At 40.0% G+C, this 385-nt stretch carries 1 protein-coding gene; it reads right to left on the bottom strand.

The features are described 5' to 3' along the window. Positions 1-223 (bottom strand): glycine--tRNA ligase subunit alpha (locus J7R13_RS09400; protein WP_208438361.1); only part of this gene is annotated, 223 nt, incomplete at its 3' end. Positions 224-385: the final 162 nt, after the last annotated feature.

Raw genomic sequence — 385 nt, 5'->3', positions numbered from 1 at the left:
CATATCGTCCGTCTGTTGGACGTCTGGAAGGCTGGACGTAAGCGACTTTCCAAGGGCGCGGTCCTAGTGAACGCAATGTTGTGGACGGATGAAAAGTTCCCGCCCCAACTTCCATATCGTATGGTTGTAAAATTGCGCATCCATAATGAGCCCAATAATTTTGTAAAGGTAAGATAAGTCCTTGAAAAGAACGTTTGGGATTAAGATGTTCAGGCAGTTTCACGCTTTATACTCTTTTAATATTTAACTCATAGATAGCAACCAAAAGGACTTCATCTTCTATACGTGTCTATTGTCTCATAGGGTTATGGTCAAGCATCGTTATTTACTGTAAGCCATATTTTAGTTTTTTTTGGATTTTTAAGAAGTCTTTTGCTTCCCCATC

This window comes from Bartonella taylorii 8TBB (assembly GCF_902825155.1).
GTDB lineage: Bacteria > Pseudomonadota > Alphaproteobacteria > Rhizobiales > Rhizobiaceae > Bartonella > Bartonella taylorii_A.
The sequence above is the reverse complement of the archived record's forward strand: the minus strand, read 5'-3'. Positions and strand labels throughout refer to the sequence as shown.